Below are 17,240 nucleotides of genomic sequence, written 5' to 3' on the forward strand. Positions count from 1 at the left end.
TGACTATGTCACTGGTTGTAACGGTCCCTTGCAGCCGCTTGAAACCATTAGTTCTCGATTTCCAAGACGTAGTGTCCTCCGGGCAGGGGGTGGTGTCCACTGTTATTTTTTCTGCTTCATTCAGTTTCCTCTAAACCTTCTTGCACCGCGCCCACAGTTTTGGTGGATAAACAAGGATATAAATAGATAACAGCACCACCAGCTGATAGATTTGGAAGAAAATAACGAAGAACCGCCTGCGTCGTTGTATGTAGACCTTCAGGTGCGGCGTGGAAATGATACGGAGGAATGATTTTCAAAGATAGAGGTTTCTTCTAAAGTGAAAATAGGGAATGACCGGAATAGGTTTACATCCCCAACCATTTTTGGGTTCTGTGTTTAATACTTAGAAGATTCAGGTATATAGCATGCCAGGGTCCGAAAATGGAAGCAACCAATTTTCCTGAAGGAGGAGATAGTGTGGCATATCAACCTAGAACTTATCGCAAATTTCTAGCAGGATCCGTATCAGCAGCCATGGTGGCAGCAGCAGGTGCTGTGACACCGGCAGACGTACAGCAGGCAGACGCAGCGGAGTCATTCCCTGATGTCGACAACGACTACTGGGCCTCAGACTCTATCCAGAAACTGGCTGAAGACGGTGTTATCAGCGGTTATCCGGATGGGGAATACCGTCCGGGCGAAAAAATCAACCGCGGCCAGGTGGCTGCGATGCTGTCGGCAGCGTTTAACCTTGATGTAAATGAAGATGCCGAGGCTCCTTTTGAAGATTTGACAGATGACAGTTATTTCACCCCTGTTGCGGCGGCAGTAAAAGAAGCTGGATTAATCCGCGGCCGCCAGGATAATACCATGTTTGCGGCGGGAATGGATCTATCCCGTGAACAGATGGCCACGATTATGGTAAGAGCTTTTGATCTCGAGCCGAGAGAAGACGTGGAAGCAGACGTAGAGGATATTAATGAAGTACACGAAAGCCACCGCGATAATGTGCGTATCCTGGCGCAGTATGATATTACCGATACGGCCAATAACATGTTCCGTCCGGATGAAACGGTAACAAGAGCACAGTTTGCGGTCTTTCTTGACCGTGCCATGCAGGTTGATCAAGACGCGGAAGCGGAAGTTGCAAACGTGCAGGCAGTGAACAACACAACGGTAGAAGTAAGTTTTAACGGCAGTGTGGAAGGAGATATCGAAGCGGACCACTTCTCCATCGATCCGAATCTGGATGTGGTGGATGCCGAAACGATCGCACCGGAAGACTCTGAAGCCAGTCAGGATGCAGATGGCACGGTCGTCCGCCTGACAACGGAGGAACAGACCGATGATGAAGAATACAGCCTTTCGTATGATGGGCAGGATACCGGCATGGTCTTTACCGGCGGAGGCACCCAGGGTGATATCGCCGTTGATGATATTTCCGTTCAGTCAACATCTTCTTTTGAAATCATGCTTGATGAGCAGTTGAATGAAGACTGGGACAGCTCGGATGTGGAAGAGAAGCTCGACATCTCTGTCATGACCGAAGACGATGAAGAAATCAATGTTGATCCGACCAATGTGGAAATTGGTGAAGACAGAGAGTCTATCGTCGTCGATCATGGAGACAACGATCTGGAAGGCATGGCCGGCACGTTGATGGTGAACGGCTTTGAAGCGGATTTTGACTATTCCGAAATTAACGTGGAATCTGTAGAAGCTACAACCGACCAGATCCGTGAGGCAGAAGACCAGGAGCTCAGCTTCACGGTTAACGGTATCCGCAACCTGTCCGTGGAAGAACTCGAGGATGCCGGATATGAAGTGGAATTCCTGTATAATTCCAACGAAGCTCCGTTTGATACCGATGCAGCGCAGCAGGAAGGCATCATCGACGGGACAAACAGTGACATTCCAGATACATTCCGTTATGCGGTATCCATTACGGATGAAGACGGCAATGAAGTCGAGTCTGAAGAAATGGAAGTCAACGTCAGCGCAGAAAGTGACGTGAGCGAAGTGACAGAGGTTGGTCTCTTTAATGACGGTGAACGTCACGATAATGACTTTGTGACACCGGACCATGAAGGGTATACCTTCGAGCCTGTTGCCGGCGTGAATGATTTCGGAGAAGAAGTGGATGCCGATGAAGCGTCCTTCCCGGGCATTGAAAGTGTGACATCCAGTGATGCTTCGATTGCCTATTACAACGACGACGGTCTTCAGGTAACCGGTGAGGGTGAGGTCACACTGAGCGTTCATTTTGAAGGCATGGATAATCCGGTGGAGTATGACGTAGAAGTGGTCGCCAACCAGGAAATCACCAGCATGGAAGCTGACGAATCAACCAAGCGTTATACAACAAATGCTACCGCTGATACATTCACCGTCCTGGATCAGTACGACCAGCCGTACGGCGAAGGAGAAACGGTCAATTACACAATCTCAGATGAAAACGGCAGTCAGGTAACTTCCGGTCAGGCGGATGTCGACAGTGAAGGAAAAATCAACGTGTCGTATCCGGAAGATCTGGAAGGCGAATATCAGATTGAATTCACCCACAGTAGCGAAGCCATCGGTACGACAACTCTTGAATTCGTGCAGCTTGATTCCGAAGATGTGGACGAGTTCAGTCTTTCCGCCGATCCGGAATCCGTTGATCTGCAGGATGCGCTCGAAAATGGTACGATCAATCAGGATTCGGAAGAACTTGATTTCACCGTCAGCACCAGCGCGATGTACGAAGACATTAACCTGAGTGACAGCGAGATCGAAAGTGCACTTTCCAATCTCAATGACTCCGGAGACCTTCAGGTGCGCACGAGCGATGAAGAGGTAGCAACGGTTGCGGACGGCGAAACCATGGACGTCACCGCACAAGAAGCGCTGGAGTTTAACGTTTCCGGTGAATCCGAAGGAACAGCTGAGATTTATCTCGAACATGTCGAAGGCGACTTCACGACAACCCTTGCACAGGTTGAGGTCGAAGTGGAAAACAGCATTTCCCAGATTGACAATCTGGAACTCGCCGACGATGTGGATGCACTGGATGTATCCGAGGATACGGAAGGAAATTGGCAGATTGATGACATCAATCAGCTGGTGTCCTCCGATGCAGAACTTAGTACCGAGATGATTGCAAGCGTTACGTATTCCCCGAACGACGAACAGGCTGTCGTTGAACTAAAAGAAGCTTACGGCGGCGCAAGCTTCGTTGTTGAAGCGAATACCACTTCATGAGCAAAACACTGTATCTGCCCTGCAGAGAAATTTTCTCTGCAGGGTTTTTTCGTTTTGACACATTCCTGATACATTGCGATGATAGATTAGAATCATAATAAGGAGGATGTGTCATCATTTTGGGGGGATAAAGATGCAGGGTTGATACCATGACGGTTTACAGCAACCGATGCAGCGGTATTTCACATGATAATAACAGAAGTTTAACGAAAAAGGAGAATGACATTGTTTAAAAAAGTATTAGTAAGTTTTGCCCTGGCTGTGTTTGTTTCCATGATTGCAGCATGTAGTGATTCATCCGGAGAAAACAGCGGAGAGAACGCAGGATCGGAAGAACAGCAGTCCGAGGAAAGCGGTGACAGCGAAAAGAGCGGGAACAGTGAAGACTCTGAAGACAGCGGTTCGGAATCTGAGAGCAGCGACAGCTCGCAGCAGTCTTCCATGCCTGAACCTGAAACAGAAAACATTCCAGACGTTGTAGCGACAGTGAATGGGGAAGAAATCTCCGGTGAAGAGTTTACATCGACGTACAAGAGCCGTTTCCAGCGGATGGCCATGCAGTATCAGATGACCGGGAAGGAGATGAATCAGGACGAGCTGAAACAGCAGGTGGCTGATAGTATGGTAGGAGCCGAGCTGTTAAGCCAGGAAGCTGATAACCGGGGCATTGAAGCATCCGAAGAGCAGATCAACAGCACACTGAGCGACCTCGTGAAACAGAATAACCTGGAATCCCAGGATAAGCTCATGTCCACCTTGAAAGAACAACAGGGAATGAGTGAAGAAGAAGTCAGAAATCAGGTTGCAAACCAGGTGAAAGTTGATCAGCTTATTTCGGAAGAAGCTGGCGACATTGAACCGACAGAAGAAGAATTGAAACAGGCATATGAGAAGATAAAGGCTCAGCAGCAGGCGGCAAACAGCGGAGGCAGCGGAGACAGCAGCAGCGAAGACAGCAGTGGAAGTGAAAATAGCGAAGGAAGTGAAAGCGGAGGAGAAAGCAGCAGTGAATCCAGCATTCCTTCCTTTGAAGAAATGAAACCGGACCTGAAGACCCAGGTGAAAAACCAGAAGGAATCTCAAGCAACCCAGACGTTGGTTAAAAAGCTTCGTGAAGAAGCCGATGTATCGATCAATCTGTAACTTCCCCTCAAACCCCTGAGTATAAAGCTCAGGGGTTTTTATGACATGAGGTGTTCATACTGCCCGGGAATGATCTTCATATCAGAGTCTGGTTACCAGAGAGAGTTTTACAGCCCGGGCAGCGGCAGAATGAGTGTAATCCAAATCATTAGTTTCGTCGTGCCACAAGAACCGCTATCAGCATCCCGAAGCTTACCATCAGGCTCAGTGCTTCAAACGGACTCAAGGGGATCACCTCCTCCTGCCAGAGGATCACCCATTCTGCGTGAGGACCAGCATGTTTAGTATACCATAAATTGTAAGAATCATAGCGTTTCTTGTACATTTTACGAAAACAGGTGATAACGTATGGGGCGGTTTTTCCTACTGTGCGGAGGCTCCAACCCCATCCCGCGACTTTTTCCCGGATGGTTCTACACAATGCGCCGAAATGCCTTATGACTTTAAGCGGATTCCTTTCATAAAAAGGAGACCAATTCGATGCTGTCTGCATAAAATAGATGCGTGAACCTCGAGTGTTTCGGGAATGGTAGAAGAAGAGGAGCGATTTGTACAAAAGGAGGTTTTTGTCGATGATTTCTGCGATTGCCAAGTTCATCACCGGCGGGTACGAAGCAATGCTTGCGATCCCCTTTATCGGAGGAACGATTGTTGTGTCCACCGGGTATGGTGCGCTGGGAACAGCTTTTATTCTTCATCTTATCGCCGTCGTCATTGCGTATGTGTACCGCACGTCGAAGGCGCCCAATATTTTCGGCATGATCACATCGGTTTTGGCCTGGATCCCTGTGATCGGCTGGCTGCTGCATACGATCGCTGCCATATGGTTGATCGTCAACGCTGTAACCGACATGCGAAGAGGATAAATGAAACAGTCTGCCGCGGCAGGCTGTTTTTATTTATCCTCGAGACCAATATTTATTTTGTTTCATAAACTGTTTCAGTGGGTCTGGATTGTAATCCGGTGCCGTCCGCCCTTCGCTGTAATAGACAGCGGAATACGTCAGAGCAAGCTGCTGGAGACTTTGAGCGGCCGTGTCTTCCATCGATAAAGCAGCACGGGACCGCTCAGCGAACTCCAGCGCTGTCTCACCGGCCTGGCGGTGAATCCCGCGGCGTCCTGCCCAGCGGCGGAATTGGTGGAATTCCCAATACACATAAAAGGAGTAAAACGCCGGAAACCTCCGCAGCCATCGATGTCGAAGACGGGCAAATAGACGCCGCAGCCACCGCAGCAGCATTCGGGTCAAAGGTTCTCCCGGGATCCGGGTGCGCTGCATGGTTACACGGCTGGAAGGCCTGCGTTTTTTCAGAAGACGGGACGTCAGCCAGAGCGCCATGATCCCGATAAGAATGGCGGAGATCGTCAGGATCAACGGAATCGGAAGCTGGATGTAGGAAGAGGGCCGTTCTGCATCTGATACCTCCGGGGTTTCCGGAGCAGAAGGGAGCCCTCCTTCCGTCTCCGAACGGGGAAGCAGATTCATGAGCTGCATGAAACCATTGGAAATCCCTGTTCCGATCCATACGAGGCCTTCCCATATGACGGTAAGCAGAGCCGTAAAGGCGTGCTGGATGCCGGGGATGAAAAGCAGCACAAACAAGAGCCCCGCACCGCCTCCTATCACGCCGAAAATCACAGGCAGAGATCCCGGTGAACCGGATGTTTTTGTCAGTATTTCCTGCCCGTTATCTTCTTCGTTTTCATATAATGTAAATAACATGCCGCTAAGGCTCAGTAAAAGAGCGGCACCAAAAAGAAGATGAAAAAACCATGGGAACACATCCCGTACTTCATTCACAATGACTAAAAAGAAGTAGAGCGCAACCGTTCCTTCAAACCGCAGCAGCATCTGCAGCCTTGAAGGTGGGGAAAAAGTGTGCAGGCTTGTCCGAATATACAAATAGGCGATAGCGGCCGAGATGATAAAGGAATAGCTCCAGTTGGCGTCATATCCGTTCTTCCACAAGGGCAGCAGCACAACGGCAAGAACCAGGACATGAACAACAAAAGCAGCACGGGGCGGTAGTTTACCCGCACTCAGACTGATAAGCAGTGCCAGACAAGGTATCCCTGTCCAGAGCAGAGGGTGAGAAGCGTACGACTCCAGCCACTGCTCTGGAGCGGCAAAAAGCATAATAATGAAATATATCCACACGCTGTCACAGAACATCATGACAGCTGTTTTTCCCAAGCTGCTTCCATTGTTCATGGTTCTTCCTCCTGTTCGGACATGAGCCCTTCCACCGGCTGGGCGGAATGTCCAAGCTGCCGGGCCCATTTGGACTCATGGAGATAGTAAAAGGTCAGCCGGTGCCGGTCTTTTCTTTGGCTTTGAAACCACCGGAAATGTGTTTCTGAGACTGTGTCACAGAATACATATACAGGGCTCCCGGATTGGACGCGGCGGGAGACCTCCTCCAGCAGACGAAGAGACGACATACCGGCATGAGGTATCAGTTTGGCAAGGTTATCGAGAAACGGTGTGGCATTTTTCTGCGCAGGGATAGGAGGAAGCAGTAGGGTGTTGTGGTTCAGAGCGTTCATGATCTGCCCAGTATGTATATTCCGTCTGTTGTAATAAAGGGCCGTTGAAGCCATGATCGAAAGAACTTTTTCCAGGGGGTCGGACGGAATGCTGTTGTCATCTTCCCGGAAGCCGGTCATGTCCAGCACCCCGTACCACTCTTTTGTCATGACCGGCTGGAATATGCGCGTTTTCCAACTCCCGGTTCTGGCAGTGGCGCGCTGGTCGATCCGGCTCCATTCATCCCCTGCTTCATACTCGCGGATTCCCTGAATGAGCAAAGGATCTTCGATGAACCCACCATGAGTGCCTTTCATTTCCCAGGACATCGAGGCGGAAAGAGCAGGTGGCGTGACGGACAGCAGTGCAGGGTACACATAGAGGACGCGGTTCAGATGCCATGTTTTCATTTCTTCTGTGAAACGAAACGGATCCCCGGAATGAAGGTGGATATCCCCAATCGAATACACTCCGCGGCGGACCGCTGTCCCTTCCATATCCCAGCTGACCTGCTGATACTGCAGCAGCCACAGCACTCGGAGGCGGAAGGAATGTTCTGTTGATTCCTTCCATTGAATCCCGCTGTCGGTCCACTGCTCCCATTCGACCCAGGTGATCGGAAGCCATTTCTTATTGGAAAGAGAAGCATGTGCTGTAAATGTACCGCCGTTAAAGACCCGGGTCCGTGGTAAATGAAGAGCAGGGGAGATCCCGTTCCATATCGATTTTTTCCAGAAATGAATAAATAAATGGAGAATATACAGGAAGGCACTGATGGCGATCAAAGGGATGATCTGAAACCATAACGCCGTCCCGATGAATACCAGCAGTACCCATCCCATATAGTCGGCGAAGAAAAGGCTCTGCGGCCGGTGGTCATGGGTGCGGTAACCCAGATCGCTGTCCGTCATGACTGCCGTTCCACCTTTTCTGCCGGCAGCGGGGTGTTTTTTAGAATGTCTTCCTGCAACACGGTTTCCGGTGTCCAATCCTGAAAAGCCGCTTCGGAAGCAAGAATCAGGCGGTGGCTCCATACATAAGGAAGCAGCGTTTTCACATCATCCGGCTCGACAAAGTCACGGCCGTCGAGAAAAGCCCATGCTTTTACTGCCTGGTACAACGCTTTGACAGCACGGGGGCTGATGCCGATTTCGATATGGGAGTGATCTCTTGTTGCATTGGCAAGGTTCACAATATAGGAGCGGATATCGGGATGAACCTGTACGTTTTCACACTGTTTTCGAAACGATGCAATCATGGAAGCATCGAGAACGGCCGTGATGCGCTCAAACGGTAGGGAATGACCGAGTTGAGCGAGCATCGCTTCTTCCTGTTCCGGTTCCAGATAATCCATGCCAATCTTTATAAGAAAGCGGTCGAGCTGGGCTTCCGGAAGCGGAAAGGTTCCTTCCGTTTCCACAGGGTTCTGGGTGGCGACTACCATAAACGGCTCTTCCAGGCGGTAGGTATGACTATCCACCGATACCTGCCGTTCTTCCATACTCTCGAGCAGGCTGGATTGGGTACGCGGCAGTGCCCGGTTGATTTCGTCCACGAGAAGCATTTGAGTGAACACCGGTCCTTTGCGGAAGGTGAACGCCGATGTTTTTGGGTCAAAGACAGAGCTCCCGGTGATATCGGAAGGGAGCAGGTCCGGAGTACACTGCACCCGCTGCCAGGAACAATCCAGAACCGCCGCGAATGCTTTCACCAGTGTTGTTTTCCCCATTCCCGGCAGATCTTCCAGGAGAATGTGACCGTTTGCGAGCAGAGCTGTCAGAAACAGGCGGCATTCTTTCTGCCTTCCGATGACGACATGTTTCAGTTCTGTATGAATGTCTTCCAGCACGGTATGTATATCGGTGCCATCCATCATTATTTCCTCCATCTTCCAACTAGTTATGTTCAGCATAACGCACCCTGCCTGTATTTGTCGACGTATAGCTCAATTTCTTATTCATACAGACAGCGTCTGCATCGAAGGTGAAATAAAGCTGACGATTTCATTATTAACCTTCCTTCATAATTATTTACAGAAAACTAGGAACGGTTTTACAAAAGGTTAACGTTCTTCTTGTAGAGTAAGAAACGGAGATGAAACATACTTCGAAGAGAAAAACAAAGGAAGTGGATGAACCGCATGAATAAAGACCATTTAAGTGATACATCTAGGTCATGGAGAAGGGCTGCTGTATTGTCACCTGACATACTCAAATAAGCAGAAACAAGTTGAAACACTGGTTTAGAGTAACGCATGTTAACAAAAGAGGAGAGATAGAATGAGACATTTAAGCGCATTATTGCTTGGAACAGTAATCATGGGAATATTGGCAGCTTGCGGAGAAGACGGGGAAAGTTCCGAAGGAGCGGATGCACAGGCGAACGGTTTAGAAGGTGAATTGAGCTTCTATACGTCACAGCCGGATGAAGATGCTTCCACTCTCGTATCCGCTTTTAATGAACAATATCCTGATGTCAATGTAGACGTCTTTCGATCCGGAACAGAAGAAGTCATCAGCAAGGTGGAAGCTGAGAAAGAAGCGGGGGATGTTGAGGCGGATGTCATGCTCGTAGCGGACTCTGTAACATTTGAATCCCTGAAAAAAGAAGATATGCTGATGTCCTATGAGTCGCCGGAAGCCGACGGCATTTCAGAAGAATTTATCGATCCGGATCATCAGTACTACGGTACAAAAATCATGTCCACGATCCTGGCAGTTAATACGGAGGAAGTGGATGAAACGCCGGATTCCTGGAAGGTACTTACAGAAGAAACAGCAGCCGGCGACAGCATCATGCCCAGTCCGCTGTATTCAGGGGCAGCTGCTTATAATGTAGGAGTGATGAGTCGTAAAGATGATTTTGGCTGGGAGTATTTCGAAAGCCTCAGTGATAATGGCATATCGGTGGTTCAGGGGAACGGTGGTGTACTGGAAGCAGTGGCATCCGGTGAAAAATCTTACGGAATGGTCGTCGATTTCATTGTAGCAAGAGCGGCAGCAGAAGGGTCGCCGGTAGAATTGGTTTACCCGGATGAAGGCGTACCTGTTATTACGGAACCGATTGGAATTATGGAGAATACCGAAAACGAAGAAGCAGCTAAAGCATTTGTGGATTTTGTCCTGTCTGAGGAAGGTCAGACCATTTCAGCGGATGTTGGCTATACACCGATCCGGGAGGGAATCGAGGCTCCGGAAGGATTGAAAACAGCGGATGAAATGAATGTCCTGTCCCATGATGTCGAAGAACTGCTGGAAACCCGTGAGGAAGATAAACAGCAATTCTCTGATATCGTTGGTGGGCAGGAATAGGAGTGTCCTGCACATGGAAGAATCAGCGAACATAAACCGGCAAGGTTCTGCTTCCTGGTTTTTCGTATTGTCCGCCTTGTTTCGGCAGAAACGGGTGTGGATGACAGTAAGCTTGCTGCTTTTATTTCTGTTCTTTGTCCTTCCGATTCTTCGTCTAGTGTGGCTCAGTGCCACAGAGGAAGCGGTCCCGACGTGGAGCCACTACAGCGGGGTGTTGTCGGACGCATCCACGTGGACAGTCATGCAGAACACGTTTTGGATGGTAACAGGATCCACCATCATAGCTTTACTTCTCGGTGTCTTCATGGCATGGCTCGTAACGTACAGTGATATACGTGCAAAACAGGTTATTCACGTGTTGGTGCTCCTGCCCTTTATTATTCCGTCCTATATCATCACATTGTCATGGGCACAGCTGTTGAGAAGTTCCAGCTGGTTTACCGGGCTGCTGGAGGGCCTGCCGGGAAATATGCCGGCGCTCGATCTATATACGATGCCCGGTATGATATTCATGCTGGGGCTTTCCCATTATCCGCTTGTTTATCTTTTTACGGCAGCTGTCCTGCGTAAAATTCCGCAGGACTTATTATTTGCGGCGCGGGCTTCCGGGGCACGGAGGTGGACTGTCTTCCGAAAGGTTACGCTCCCTCTTGCCCTTCCTGGTATTGCCGGAGGCGGTTTGATCGCCTTTTTAGCTAACCTTGATAACTTTGGAATTCCTGCATTTCTTGGCATTCCAGGTAATATTACCGTTTTGAGTACAGCCATTTATCAGGAAGTAGTAGGATTTGGGCCCTCTGCTTTTTCCCGGGCGGCGGTATTATCGGTACTGCTTGGAATCATCGCTCTGCTCGGCACACTCCTGCAATGGCTGCTGCTGCGAAAATCGAAGCAGCTGGAAACCACCCATGAAGAAGCGGGTCCCCGTTTTTATCTCGGACCGTGGCGTCTTCCGGTAGAAATGGCTGTCTGGGGTTTTCTTCTTTTCATCAGCTTCGTCCCATTATCATCGATGATGTCATCCTCCCTGCTTTCTGCGTATGGTGTGGATTTCAGTCTGGAGACGATAACCCTTGAAAATTATGAATTTCTGCTGTTTGACAATGAAAAAGCACAGGGCGCGATTGGAAACAGTCTGATGCTGGCTTTATGGACAGCGGGTACCGCCTTGATTGCAGGTACTGTTCTGGCATATTACCGGGTGCGTAAACCGTCCCTGCTCACAAGAAGTGCCGAGCTGGTCGTTGGTCTGCCATATGCACTGCCCGGTATTGTACTGGCTCTTGCGATGATCTTTGCCTGGATGGAACCGGTACCGGGCTGGAATCCAGGAATCTATGGAAGTGTTGGTATATTAATGATTGCCTATATTACCCGTTTTATGATGTTACAAGTGCGTGGCAGCATGACTGCATTTATGCAGGTGGATGTTTCCATGGAGGAAGCATCTCACGTCTCAGGTGCCAAAGGATTCACTAAGTGGAGAAAAATCATGGTTCCCCTTCTTCTGCCCGGGTTAATCAGCGGTACACTGCTTGTTTTTTTAACATCATTTACTGAACTGACCGTGTCTTCCCTCTTGATGTCGACAGGAAATGAAACGATAGGAGTAACGATTTTTGATTTTGAACAAGCGGGTTATACGCATTATTCCACCGCCTTTTCCACCATGGTGGTTCTTCTGATGCTAACGGTTATAGGTGTTGTCATGCTGGCTTATCAGATTTGGAAAAAGAAAGTGGTGAAGACATGAGTGCAACGTTACGGGATGTAAAGAAACTGTTTGGAGAGACGACTGCGCTTTCTTCCGTTGATCTAGAGGTGAAGGACGGGGAATTCCTTGCTATTCTCGGGCCGTCCGGCTGTGGTAAAACAACTCTGCTCCGGCTGCTTGCTGGATTTGAAACTCCTACATGCGGCAGCATAGAGATTGATCATGTAGAAACAGCAGCGCCGGGTCACATTGTTCCTCCGGAAAAACGTAACATCGGTATGGTGTTCCAGTCCTTTGCCTTGTGGCCTCATATGAAGGTAAGAGAACAGCTGTCTTTTCCTTTGGATCATCATAAATATGTCTCCAAAGGATTAAAGAAACGGAAGAAAGACCGTGTGAATGAAGTGCTGGCTATGGTTGGACTTCAGGATTACGCGGAACGAATGCCGAATGCTCTCTCAGGCGGACAGAAACAACGGGTGGCACTTGCCAGAGCCATTGCAGCAGAACCCTCTCTGCTGCTGATGGATGAACCGTTAAGTAGTCTGGATGCCGGGCTACGTCTGGAAATGCGTAAAGAAATTCAGGCCATCCATCGAAAAACCGGGACATCGATCGTATACGTCACCCATGATCAAGCGGAAGCCCTGGCGATGGCCGACCGTATTCTTGTCATGAATCATGGGACGATAGAACAAATCGGGCAGCCTCAGGATATTTACAGGTTTCCACAGACGGAATTTACAGCCGGATTTGTTGGAAAAGCAAATATAGTTCCTGGTATCTGGGTTGAAGATGGCTTCCACCCGTTTGAAGACGAAGCTGTTTTGTGGACGTGCCGGGAGGTTGCTTCGACGTTTATGAAAAATGGAAAGATGCCGGTGCGCCCGGAACAATTTCAGTTAAATGAAAGAGGGGAAGGGTTGAAAGGAGAGATCATCAGCTGCCAATATCATGGAAAAGAAATGCATTATATCGTAGAAGTGAACGGGTATCATTGGACGGTTCACGCTCCGGTGGAGGATGCCGTATCGATTGGAGATGAAGTCTTTCTGACGTTAAAGGATACGCCACTCATTAACCGTCGTACCGATGCAGCCGACCATGCACTCGTTCATTCGTGACAATAGAAAAAATCGAAGGATCAATGCAGCGGGAAGGAGAATCGATTCATAAATGCGGAGAATCGATGCAGAAAATGGAGGATCGGTCGAGAATCGATAGAGAAAAAAGAGAATCAATAGATAAAGCAGCAGAATCGATGCATAAACCGGAAAGCCCCGATGGAACACGCGCCGCCAATACCGTGTATGTACCGGAAAACAACGAATGTCCAAATTTTTCAGCCAACATAACATATAGAAAGGGCTTTCTGTGTGAGATGATACAAACATAACCCCTTCCATAGGTTTGTGTCATGGGTCCTGATGTTTATGTTATAATGTAATCTCTATCCCTTCTTTCCATCTCTCTCTTACCGGGGGATAGAGTGAGATAACATAAACCATCAGGATTTTTTTCATATTCATAGAAGGAGGGACGCCCGATGAGCGAACAGTTGACGAAAGCCCAGGCCTTTAAGGAGTTATATGAATTGTTGTTGTATTATTCTGAAAACCGGGATAAGCCGGTGGACGGGGATTTTGATTTTTTCGGAAATGTGAAGCGGTACTGCGGCATTATCGGTATCGATTACGACGAATTCGTGGAAGAATTCGACCTGAAGCAGGAGCTGTAACAAAACGAGCCGGGGAAGCAGGGTTACACCTGAACTTCTCCGGCTCCATTTTTATTGATGGAAATGGTCGTTCCAAACGGAGCGGACAGGGCCTGGAGATGCTCCAGGGTGCTCCGGTCTCCGGAAAATGCGGGCCATCCTTTCCGGTAACGGGGAAGGTGATACCCGAGTTCAATCGGGTGGAGCGTAAGCTTTGTCAATTCGCCGTCTTCCATTTCCCAGTAAGGTACGACCGAACGCCATACTTCCGGATTTACGCCGAGCCCCTTCCGTCCGTAGTCACTCCGGACATCGAGTGCATCCGCGATGCCTGCGTCGTCGTCGAGGGAATATTTTTCATAAAAATCCGTCGGCAGATGCGTAACAGTATCATTCTGGAAAATAAAGTTCCCGATGCTGTAAAAGATTGGTTTTCCCTGATACAGTTCAATGCCGCGGAGAATGTGGGGACCGTGGCTGATAATGCTGTCTGCGCCGGCATCGACCAGCGCATGCGCGATCTCCTGGTGAAAATCGGCAGGGGCGGCTTTATCCTCGCCGTCCATCTCGTGGGAATGGATGCTGACAAGGACGACATCCGCCTGCCGTTTGGCCTCCTTCACTTTCCGGAGAAGGCGGTCTTTATCAACTGGATGAGGGGTGCGTCTCGTTCCGGCGGCTCCGCCTTCTTCAAACGCAAGCGGCCCCACATTCAGCCGTTTATCATCCGGGGGCGGGAGAAACCCCTCTTTCACCGCCAGGTTGGTGTCGGCGTTCACATCCGTTTTTCCGGCGATCCGGCGGAGCGCGTCCATATCTTCCCGGCTGACTCTGTGTACGGTTTGATAGCGGAGTGGGTTCACTCCCGGACGTCCGGAAAGATCACGGCCTTGTTCGCCTGCCGCCCAGAAATCAAAAAAGGTGGACGTGCAGGCGATCAGGGCGACCCTTCCCTTCGGTGTTTCGAGGTAGACCGGCGCCGAGGCATCGGCAAGATTCGGCCCTGTACCGGCATATACAAAGCCGCGTTTTTTGACGTTCTCCTCTGTGGAAGCAAGTCCGCCGTACAGGTAATCGAGGGCATGATTGGTGGCGCCGTTCAGCATATTAAAGCCGTAATACGCGAGATCATCCAGCACACCGGGGTCAGCCATCGCCCACGTACCGCCGCTGACAGGGGACGGGACGCCTTCCCGGTTGTGGGCGGTAACCTCCAGGTTGGCAAAGCGTACGTCCGCCTGTTCTAAAAATCGCTGAAGCGCTTCGGCCTGCGGTGCTTTTTCCGGGAGACGCCTTGTGATAAAGCAGTCTCCTGCTGCGGTAAAGGTGATTGGTCCGGTCATGCTGGGCTCTCCTTTATTTTAAAGTGAATCCCTGATCCTTTAGAAAGGTCGTCATCTGCGGGCGGCGCGGCGCTGCCAGATAAGAAGCCATCTGTTCTGTCCAGCTTTCGGATTTCGGGTTCGAGGCCCGGTTCTGGTAATACGCGCGGGTAGTGTCTTCAAAAACGGGGAGCGCTTCCTGGATGCGCTGCCTGTCATAGTGGTTTTCATGCCACACGCCTTCCAGCGGGAAACGCGGTTTCTGCCCGGGAAGATGGTCCGGGGTGCCAAGACACATTCCCATGACCGGAAACGTCCATTTCGGCAGATCAAGAAGGCGGGCCACGTCATAGGGGTGATTGCGGATACCGCCGATCATGACGCCGCCGAGCCCGTATGATTTCGCGGTAATAAAAGCGTTCTGGGCGGCGAGAGCGGCATCCACCGCTCCGACAAGAACATTCTCGGACTCTTCCATCTCAAACCTTGTTCCTTGCTCTCTGCTGATGAATTCATGTTTGTGAAAATCAGCGGTAAAGACAAGAAAGACGGGTGCGGAGCCGACGTAGCGCTGGGGCCCGCACAATTCCTCCAGACGGCTTCGAATACTGGGATCGGTGACAGAAATAATCGTGTATGCCTGCACATTATGAGACGTCGGGGCCCACTGTGCGGACCGGATAATATCTTCCAGCACGTCACGGGGCACCGGTTCTTCTTTAAAACGTCGGATGGAGCGGTGGTTCTGAATCAATTCGGACGTTGGATTACGATGTTCCATAGACTGTCTGTCCCGTGCTTGAAGGTTGAATCAGCGTACCGTGTCCCTCCGTCACGATATCGCCGTCTTTCATGACCGTGCGGCCCCGGACAATCGTCCGGACCGGCCATCCTTTCACAGAAAAGCCGTCATAGGCGGTGACTTTGCTTTTGCTGTGGAGGTTGTCCTGCTTGATGGTGCCTTTCTTCTCCATATCAACAATCGTAAAGTCCGCATCCGACCCGGCCTGCATCGTACCTTTCTGCGGAGCGATGCCGAACAGGCGGGCTGGATTTTCAGAGAGAAGCTGGGCGGCGCGCTGCAGGGAAAGCCGTCCTTCGCTTACGGCATTCAGCATTAACGGAGCAAGCGTTTCGACGCCGCACATCCCGGCCGGTATCGACCAGAGGCTGCCGTCTTTTTCTTCCTGTGTATGCGGGGCGTGGTCGGAGCACACATGAGAAATGGTGCCGTCGGCGATGCCTTTCCAGATCTCGTCCTGATCCGATTTATGCTTGACCGGAGGGTACACTTTCATTTTCGGGCCGACCCGGTCGAAGTCTTCGGCTGATAAAAACAGAAAGTGCGGGCATGTTTCGACGGTGACCGGGAGTCCTTCCTGCTGGGCTTTGCGGATCAGGCGGACGGATTCGCCGGCGCTGACATGGAGCACATGAAAGCGGACCCCGGTAGCCTTTGCCATTTCGATGCCGGTCTGAACGGTCAATACTTCTGCAAGTGCCGGCCGGCCTTCGAGCAGATCTTCGTATGTGGAGCCGCCCCGCTCTTCCACCCTTGAGGTGAGCGTCTGGATCAGGTCGTTATTTTCCGCGTGAACCGCAAACACCTGGCCGGTTTTGGCGACGTTTTCCATCATTTTATAGACTTCTCCGTCGTGAAACGGCGGAATGACTTTTTCCATGCCGGGTTTGTAGTTGTACATCAGCTGATATGTCTCTTCATGAACGGCATAGCCCCAGAAGAATTTAAATGCAATGACCCCTTTATCATGCAGGTCCGGAATGTGATCTTCGTTCAGGTGGCCGAGGCAGATGCCCCACAGCCCAAAGTCGATGCTGGCCTGTGAACCAAGATGTTCATGCTGCCGGTCGAAATTGCCGGCGTGATTGACCGGCGGGTTCGTGTTCGGCATTTCAAATACCGTCGTCAGTCCTCCCGCGGCCGCGGCCTTCGTGGAGTGGGTGAAATCTTCCTTGTGGGTGGGGCCTGGATCACGGGAATGAATATGGGTGTCCATAAATCCGGAAAATACGTGCTTTCCGGATGCATCGATGTCTTCCTCGATCTCTCCCGGGAGCTCTTCTGTGGTAATGGCTGCTATTCTGCCATCCTCCACATAAATATCAGCCTGGTATGTTTCGTTTCCTGTTACAATGGTTCCGTTTTTAATACGCTGCTGCCATGCCAACATGTATCATCCTTTCTTGATCGGAATGGTTAAGAATCCATGCCTCCCTGTTTCAAAGAGAAGACGAGCTGTATCAAGGGATCAAAACGGAATA

General features: G+C 50.3%; 14 protein-coding genes. 7 read left to right on the top strand and 7 right to left on the bottom strand.

What is annotated here, in order from left to right:
• Positions 1-459 precede the first annotated feature (459 nt).
• Positions 460-3,222: an S-layer homology domain-containing protein gene (locus ACW9JV_RS02035; RefSeq protein ID WP_457330852.1), complete on the top strand. Its 2,763-nt coding sequence runs from the start codon at positions 460-462 to the stop codon at positions 3,220-3,222.
• A gap of 219 nt (positions 3,223-3,441) precedes the next feature.
• Positions 3,442-4,365: a SurA N-terminal domain-containing protein gene (locus ACW9JV_RS02040; RefSeq protein ID WP_457330854.1), complete on the top strand. Its 924-nt coding sequence runs from the start codon at positions 3,442-3,444 to the stop codon at positions 4,363-4,365.
• Between the two features lie 148 nt (positions 4,366-4,513).
• Here the strand turns inward: ACW9JV_RS02040 and ACW9JV_RS02045 are convergent, their stop codons facing one another.
• A complete protein-coding gene (locus tag ACW9JV_RS02045) occupies positions 4,514-4,963 on the bottom strand; it encodes a putative holin-like toxin (RefSeq protein WP_457330856.1) in 450 nt (149 codons plus the stop codon).
• Here ACW9JV_RS02045 and ACW9JV_RS02050 point away from each other — a divergent pair.
• A complete protein-coding gene (locus ACW9JV_RS02050) occupies positions 4,938-5,231 on the top strand; it encodes a hypothetical protein (protein WP_457330858.1) in 294 nt (97 codons plus the stop codon). The two genes, ACW9JV_RS02045 and ACW9JV_RS02050, sit on opposite strands and share 26 nt — an antisense overlap.
• A gap of 33 nt (positions 5,232-5,264) precedes the next feature.
• Here ACW9JV_RS02050 and ACW9JV_RS02055 read toward each other — a convergent pair whose 3' ends face one another.
• From ACW9JV_RS02055 to ACW9JV_RS02065, 3 genes are read right to left on the bottom strand one after another with little or no spacing between them, the layout of a single operon-like run.
• Positions 5,265-6,578 (bottom strand): DUF4129 domain-containing protein, encoded by a 1,314-nt coding sequence (locus tag ACW9JV_RS02055; RefSeq protein WP_457330860.1) that lies wholly within the window; start codon positions 6,576-6,578, stop codon positions 5,265-5,267.
• Positions 6,575-7,804, bottom strand: a complete 1,230-nt coding sequence (locus tag ACW9JV_RS02060) for a DUF58 domain-containing protein (RefSeq protein ID WP_457330862.1) — start codon at positions 7,802-7,804, stop codon at positions 6,575-6,577. Before ACW9JV_RS02060 ends, ACW9JV_RS02055 begins: the two co-directional genes overlap by 4 nt.
• A complete protein-coding gene (locus tag ACW9JV_RS02065) occupies positions 7,801-8,769 on the bottom strand; it encodes an AAA family ATPase (RefSeq protein WP_457330864.1) in 969 nt (322 codons plus the stop codon). Before ACW9JV_RS02065 ends, ACW9JV_RS02060 begins: the two co-directional genes overlap by 4 nt.
• Before the next feature lie 403 nt (positions 8,770-9,172).
• Here ACW9JV_RS02065 and ACW9JV_RS02070 point away from each other — a divergent pair, with 403 nt between their 5' ends.
• From ACW9JV_RS02070 to ACW9JV_RS02085, 4 genes are all read left to right on the top strand, one after another.
• Positions 9,173-10,204, top strand: a complete 1,032-nt coding sequence (locus ACW9JV_RS02070; RefSeq protein WP_457330865.1) for an ABC transporter substrate-binding protein — start codon at positions 9,173-9,175, stop codon at positions 10,202-10,204.
• Positions 10,205-10,217: 13 nt separating this feature from the next.
• Positions 10,218-11,957 (top strand): ABC transporter permease, encoded by a 1,740-nt coding sequence (locus tag ACW9JV_RS02075; RefSeq protein WP_457330868.1) that lies wholly within the window; start codon positions 10,218-10,220, stop codon positions 11,955-11,957.
• Positions 11,954-13,042, top strand: coding sequence for an ABC transporter ATP-binding protein (locus ACW9JV_RS02080; protein ID WP_457330869.1), 1,089 nt, complete (start codon positions 11,954-11,956; stop codon positions 13,040-13,042). The genes ACW9JV_RS02075 and ACW9JV_RS02080 overlap by 4 nt, the downstream gene beginning before the upstream one ends.
• A 422-nt stretch (positions 13,043-13,464) precedes the next feature.
• The gene (locus ACW9JV_RS02085) at positions 13,465-13,656 is read left to right on the top strand and encodes a hypothetical protein (RefSeq protein WP_457330871.1); all 192 of its coding nucleotides are present in this window, start codon (positions 13,465-13,467) and stop codon (positions 13,654-13,656) included.
• A 23-nt stretch (positions 13,657-13,679) separates the two neighbouring features.
• On the opposite strand, the gene ACW9JV_RS02090 is transcribed toward ACW9JV_RS02085, so the two are convergent.
• From ACW9JV_RS02090 to allB, 3 genes are read right to left on the bottom strand one after another with little or no spacing between them, the layout of a single operon-like run.
• Positions 13,680-14,978, bottom strand: a complete 1,299-nt coding sequence (locus ACW9JV_RS02090) for a CapA family protein (protein WP_457330873.1) — start codon at positions 14,976-14,978, stop codon at positions 13,680-13,682.
• A 13-nt stretch (positions 14,979-14,991) separates the two neighbouring features.
• Positions 14,992-15,738, bottom strand: a complete 747-nt coding sequence (gene nfsA / locus ACW9JV_RS02095; protein ID WP_457330875.1) for an oxygen-insensitive NADPH nitroreductase — start codon at positions 15,736-15,738, stop codon at positions 14,992-14,994.
• Positions 15,725-17,149, bottom strand: coding sequence for an allantoinase AllB (allB, locus tag ACW9JV_RS02100; protein ID WP_457330877.1), 1,425 nt, complete (start codon positions 17,147-17,149; stop codon positions 15,725-15,727). Before allB ends, nfsA begins: the two co-directional genes overlap by 14 nt.
• Positions 17,150-17,240: the final 91 nt, after the last annotated feature.

The organism is Salibacterium sp. K-3, from assembly GCF_054052005.1.